The following is a 6,030-nucleotide window of genomic DNA, read 5'->3' as shown; positions in this document are numbered from 1 at the left end:
GGACATATCGTCAAGGTCCGCGACCACTATCGGAGCCGGCGCGATCTGATGCTCGACGCGCTGGCGCGGGATCTCGGTGACGGCTTCCGGTGGACTCGTCCGAGCGGAGGGATGTTCATCTGGGTGACGATGCCGGCCAACGACGACGGCGCGCCCGTCGACACCACGTCCCTGGCGCGGGACGCGGTCGAGGCCGGTGTCGCGTACGTGCCGGGAGAGGCATTCTACTCGGATGGCGGCGGCGCGGACGGCCTCCGGCTGAGCTACTCGATCGCGACGCCGGAGCAGATCGAGACCGGTATCGCCCGCCTCGGCACGATCCTCCAGTAGACCGTGCCGAGACGCGGCGACCGGCACGTCAAACCCTCCGCACCGGGGCGAGACGAACCGACCTCTCGGCGTCTACAGTGACCGCGTTGTCAGCTCTTTGTCGCATCTGCCAGGGCCGGGGCGGGCAGCACGGGTTCGTCGTGCAGGCCGACGCGCTGGTGTAGCCGTCGCAGCGGTGCCGGCGCCCACCAGTTGGCGCGGCCGGCCAGCCGCATGAACGCCGGGACCAGGACGCCACGGATCAGGGTGGCGTCGACGAGGACGACCAGTGCGATCCCGATGCCGAGCTGCTGGAGGAAGACGACGCCGCTGGTCGCGTAGATCGAGAACGACACGGCCAGGATGAGTGCGGCCGACGTCACCAGTGGTGCGGAGCGTGCGATACCTCTCGGCACGGACCCGACGACATCGCCGGTCCGGTCATAGTCCTCCTTGATCCGCGCGAGAAGGAAGACTTCATAGTCCATGGACAGTCCGTAGGCGATACAGAACATCAGTAGCGGGATGCTGGGCTCGATCGCCCCGGCCGGCGTGAAGTCGAGCAGGTCGGCGAGGCCGCCCTCCTGAAAGCCCCAGACCAGTACGCCGAACATGACTGACAGGCTCAACAGGTTGAGCACCGAGGCTTTCAGCGGAGCCACCACCGAGCCTGTCATGAGGAACAGCACAATGAAGGTGACCGCGACGATCAGGCCCGCCAGCAGCGGCAGCCGGTCGACGACGCCGTCGTTGTAGTCGGCGAGCTCCGCCGGATAGCCGCCGACCAGCACGTCGAACGGCGCGGGCGTGTCCCGCACGTCGCCGACCAGTCCGGCGGGGTCGCCCGCGAGTCGTTCACCGGTGGGGACGACGGCCAGCCAGGTCCCGCCGTCGGCGGCGAAGCGCTCACCGAACGACGGGAGCGCGCCCGGGTCGGACTGTGCGCCGTCGGACTGCACGTCGTCGCCGGTGGGTGGCTCAGCCGAGGCCATGGCGTCGCCTGCGGCATACGAACCGGCGGCCGAGTCGACCCGGTGAACACCGGAAAGCTCGGAGAGCTCGGCTGCGTACGCGGCGACGTCGCCGTTGTCCGGGTCGCCAGGCTCCGTGGCCGGGGCGACGACGTACACCGCGTCGGCGTCCTCGGTGGTGAAATCCTCCCGGATCGTGTCGTACATCTGCCGTACCGGCAGGTCGTCCGGCAGCACCCGCGCGTCGGGGGAGCCGAAGTTGATCCCGAGCGCGGGTGCTCCGAGGCCGAGCAGAGCCAGCAGTGCGACACCTCCGGTCAGGACCGGTCGGCGCATTACCGCCGCCGGGACCCGGTACCAGAACCGCCGTTCCTCAGGCGGTGTGACCGGCCTTTCATTCCCGCGGGACGAGCGCTCGACTCGTCGTCCGATCAGCATCAGCGCGGCCGGCAGGAGCACGGTGGCGCCGAAGACGGCCGTCGCCACGACGGCGATGCCCGCGTAGGCGAACGACGACAGGAACGGGTACGGGAAGACGAACAGGACGGCGAGCGACGCCGCGACGGTGAGGCCGCTGAACACGACGGTCCGCCCGGCGCTGGCCACCGAGGCGCGCACGGCGTCGGGGACGGCGGCGTGCCGGGCCAGCTCCTCGCGGAAGCGGTAGATCACGAACAGCCCGTAGTCGACGCCGAGCCCGATCCCCATCACCAGGGCGATGTTCGAGGCGAACGTGGAGATCTCGGTGAACTGCGAGACGGTCCAGAGCAGAGCCAGCGTGCCCACCACGGAGAAGATCCCCAGGCCCAGGGTGACCAGCGCGGGCGCCGCGCGGCGGTAGACCAGCCAGAGCAGCACGCCGACGAGCGGGATGATGATGATCTCGGCCGTGATGAAGTCGCTGGCGGCCTGTTCAGCGGTGACCCGGAAGACCTCGTCGCTGCCACCGAGCTGCACCTCGCCGGCGTCGAGCCCGGCGGCGGCACGGTCGAGGCGTTCCTCGATCTCGGGGAGCGCCACGTCGCGTACCTGGTCGGCGTCGCCCGGAGACCAGCCGAGGATCAGCCCGTGCCGGCTGTCCTCGCTGCGCAGCGTGTCGGGCGCGCCGGGGCTCCAGTACGACCACGCGTCGCCGATGCCGGGATCGTCGGCCAAGGTCTCGGTCAGTTCGGTTCCTGCGGCGGACACATCGTCGTCGTCGACGGTGCCGTCGGAGGCGGTGACCAGGACAGCCACGTTGGGTGTGCTGGTGCCGAACTGCTCGCCGAGGAGTTCCCGGGCTTCGACGGACTCGGACTCAGGTGCTTCGAACCGGTTGAGGGAAAGCGCGTCGAGCACGCCGGCGGCCAGTACGCCGGCGAGGACGAACAGGAGCAGGCCGCCGCTGAGGACGCGGCGTGGTGCTCGGGTGACGATTCGGCCGATCATGGGCGGCTACTCCTGGGTGGTGTGGGACGGGCGACGACGAGGCATCATCCGGATGGCGCGTATGCATGGCCGTGCTCGAATGGGGATCCGTTGGTACTGTCGGACAAGAACACGAGTTATTACTCGTGTTGGCTTGCCGAAAAGAAGAATACGAGCAATCACTCGCGTTTGTCCAACGGACTGTCTGTTCTCGGCCAGAGGGTTCGTGGCCTCATGTTTCGCTTGTGGCACTCGTGACGGGGCCAAGCGAAACAACAGGCCACGAACCCAACGGAGCGTGGTCCTGAGCCGGTCAGGCGCCGGGCGGTCGTGGCGGGTGAGAGGATGACGGCGTGACGGAAGCTCGGGAGAGCGCGACGGCGGCGCCGGAACACGGGCGTTCGGTGCCCAGGCGGCAGGAGCGCGGGCAGCGCAGGATCGCGCAGATCGTCTCCGCCGCCGCCGAGGTCTTCGCCGAATCCGGCTACGAGGACGCGACCACCAACGCCATCGCGCGACGTGCCGGGATCTCGCCCGGTTCGCTCTACCAGTTCTTCTCCAACAAGGACGAGATCGCCGCGGCGCTGGCCGAGCGCTACGTCGTCGAGCTGGGTGCGGCCCAGGAAGAGGCGCTCGATCTCGAGACGCTGAGGTCCGCGCCGCTGGACGAGATGATCGCGATGATCGTCGCCCCGCTCGTCGAGTTCAACCTGGCCAACCGTGGATTCAAGGCGCTGTTCGCCCGCCCGGACATGCCCGCGGCGTTGACCGAGGCGGTCGCCCCCCTGCACGCGGCTCTGCTGGAACGGGTCAAGGGCCTGGTGTCGATCCGCTTCCCCGAGCTGACCGGCGACGTCGTCGACCGTACCGCCACCGTGTCGATCCAGATCGTGCGGGCGATGATGCCGTTGATCGTGGCCGCCGACGAAGGGCCCGAGCGCGACGCCATGGTCGTGGAACTTCGCCGCGTTCTGCGCGCCTACCTCTCCGGCGCCTAGTGTTCCGCGCGCGTGCGTGCGCGGTTAGGGCAGGACGGACGATCGCTCAGGCGTGTCTTGGTATCCGGGCAAGTCGTCCGACTGGTGAACGGTGCTCCTACACTTAGGTAAGTGATACGCCGCATCGACCTGCGTGGTCGCCTCGCCCAGGGCGAGGATCCGGACTACCGCGCCCTCGTCCCACGTGCTCCCGTTGACGTCGAGTCCGCGCTGGACGCCGTCCGGCCGATCTGTGACGACGTGCGCCATCGCGGTGTCGCGGCCCTCAAAGAGCTCGCCGCCCGGTTCGACGGCGTGCAACTCGACGACGTCCGGGTCCCCGAGGCGGCCCTGACCGAGGCATTCGAGACGCTGGACCCCCAGATCCGCGTGGCACTCGAGGAGTCGATCTCCCGCGCCCGCAAAGTCCACGCCGACCAGCGACGCGACACCGTCACGACGGCCGTGGTGCCGGGTGGCACGGTCACCGAACGGTGGGTGCCGGTCCAGCGGGTCGGCCTGTATGTGCCCGGAGGGCTGGCCGTCTACCCGAGCAGCGTCGTCATGAACGTGGTGCCGGCGCAGGTGGCCGGGGTGGAGAGCATCGCCGTCGCCAGCCCGCCGCAGAAGGACTTCGACGGCCTGCCGCACCCCACGATTCTCGCGGCCTGTGCCCTGCTCGGCGTGACCGAGGTGTACGCCACCGGGGGAGCGCAGGCGGTCGCGATGTTCGCCTACGGCGTGCGCGACGAGTCCGGCGAGCGTATCTGCGCGCCGGTCGACCTGGTCACCGGGCCGGGCAACGTGTACGTGGCGGCGGCCAAACGGCTGCTGAAGGGGCTCATCGGGATCGACGCGGAGGCCGGCCCGACCGAGATCGCGGTCCTCGCCGATGAGACCGCGAACCCGGCACACGTCGCCGCCGACCTGATCAGTCAGGCCGAGCACGACCCGCTGGCGGCCAGCGTCCTGGTCACCGACAGCCCCGCACTCGCCGACGCCGTCGACGCCGAGCTCACGGCGCAGGTCGCCGCGACCAAACACGTCGAACGGGTGAACACCTCGCTGCGCGGCGAACAGTCCGGTGTGGTCCTGGTGGACGACCTTGACCAAGGGCTCGCCGTCGTCGATGCGTACGCCGCGGAACACCTGGAGATCCAGACCCGCGGCGCGCAAGCGCTGGCGGCGCGGGTGCGCAACGCCGGTGCCGTGTTCGTCGGACCGTGGGCTCCGGTCAGCCTCGGGGACTACGCCGCCGGCTCCAACCACGTGCTGCCGACGGGCGGCAGCTCACGGCACTCGTCGGGCCTGTCCGTCCCGTCGTTCCTGCGGGGGATCCACGTCATCGAGTACGACGAGGCCGCGCTACGCGACGTGGCCGCCCACGTGGAGACCCTCGCCGATGCCGAAGACCTGCCCGCGCACGGCGCCGCCGTCCGGGCGAGATTCGCACAGGAGCGTTGACGTGAAGGATGACCTGCCGATCCGGGAAGAGCTGCGGGGAATCGAGCCGTACGGCGCCCCGCAGCTCGATGTCCCTGTCCGCCTCAACGTCAACGAGAACCCGTACCCGCCGTCCGAAGCACTGGCGAACGACGCCGGCAAGGCCGTCACCGACGCGATGGCCGGCCTGAACCGGTACCCGGACCGCGAGGCCCTGGAGCTGCGGGCCGACCTGGCCGGCTACCTGGCCGCGGAGTCCGGCGTCGCGCTGTCGCCGGAACAGGTCTGGGCCGCGAACGGCTCGAACGAGGTCATGGTGCAGATCCTGCAGGCGTTCGGCGGCCCCGGCCGCAGCGTCCTGTCGTTCGCGCCGACCTACTCGATGTACCCGGAATACGCCCGGAACACGTCGACGCGGTGGATCACGGCGCCGCGCCGGGACGACTTCGCCATCGACGTCGACGACGCGCTGGCGGCCGTGGCCAAGCATCGGCCGGCGGTGATCTTCGTGGCGTCGCCGAACAACCCCACCGGCACCGCGGTGTCGCTGGACCTGGTCCGGGCGCTGCATGCGGCGTCGTCGGGGATGGTCGTCGTCGACGAGGCATACGCCGAGTTCCGCCGGTCCCAGACACCGAGCGCGCTGTCGCTGCTGGCCGACCATCCGTGGCTGGTGGTCACCCGTACGATGAGCAAGGCGTTCGCGTTCGCGGGTGCGCGGCTGGGATACGTGGCGGCGTCGACGGACGTGATCGATGCGTTGCGCATCGTGCGGCTGCCGTACCACCTGTCGGCGGTCACCCAGGCGGTGGCACGAGTTGCCCTGGCGCACTCTGCCGAGCTGCAGGAACGCGTCGAACAGCTACGCTCGACACGGGACGAGCTGGCGAGCTGGCTGCGCTCGGCTGGGCTGCAGGTCGCGG

4 protein-coding genes and 1 pseudogene are annotated in these 6,030 nt (G+C 69.9%); 4 read left to right on the top strand and 1 reads right to left on the bottom strand.

Annotation, left to right across the window (positions count from 1 at the left end; genetic code table 11):
* A partial coding sequence (locus tag ELR45_RS36560) for an aminotransferase class I/II-fold pyridoxal phosphate-dependent enzyme (protein WP_205855739.1) occupies positions 1 to 330 on the top strand: 330 nt, incomplete at its 5' end.
* Between the two features lie 89 nt (positions 331 to 419).
* Here ELR45_RS36560 and ELR45_RS02845 read toward each other — a convergent pair.
* Complete coding sequence (locus ELR45_RS02845; protein WP_129663227.1) at positions 420 to 2,708, bottom strand: MMPL family transporter; 2,289 nt, start codon at positions 2,706 to 2,708, stop codon at positions 420 to 422.
* A 332-nt stretch (positions 2,709 to 3,040) separates the two neighbouring features.
* Here ELR45_RS02845 and ELR45_RS02840 point away from each other — a divergent pair, with 332 nt between their 5' ends.
* The 3 genes and pseudogenes from ELR45_RS02840 to ELR45_RS02830 all read left to right on the top strand — a co-directional run.
* Positions 3,041 to 3,685: a TetR/AcrR family transcriptional regulator gene (locus ELR45_RS02840; RefSeq protein WP_205855738.1), complete on the top strand. Its 645-nt coding sequence runs from the start codon at positions 3,041 to 3,043 to the stop codon at positions 3,683 to 3,685.
* A gap of 111 nt (positions 3,686 to 3,796) precedes the next feature.
* On the top strand, positions 3,797 to 5,128 hold the full coding sequence (gene hisD / locus ELR45_RS02835) for a histidinol dehydrogenase (protein WP_129663225.1): 1,332 nt from the start codon (positions 3,797 to 3,799) through the stop codon (positions 5,126 to 5,128).
* Positions 5,067 to 6,030, top strand: a pseudogene (locus tag ELR45_RS02830) (histidinol-phosphate transaminase); the annotation flags it as partial. The gene hisD and the pseudogene ELR45_RS02830, both read left to right, overlap by 62 nt.

It is taken from the genome of Phytoactinopolyspora endophytica, assembly GCF_004138495.1.
GTDB lineage: Bacteria > Actinomycetota > Actinomycetes > Jiangellales > Jiangellaceae > Phytoactinopolyspora > Phytoactinopolyspora endophytica.
The sequence above is the reverse complement of the archived record's forward strand: the minus strand, read 5'-3'. Positions and strand labels throughout refer to the sequence as shown.

Bases quoted from the DNA above. Each gene is read 5' to 3' on its own strand.
- ELR45_RS02845 (WP_129663227.1), bottom strand. From the start codon at position 2,708: ATGATCGGCCGAATCGTCACCCGAGCACCACGCCGCGTCCTCAGCGGC.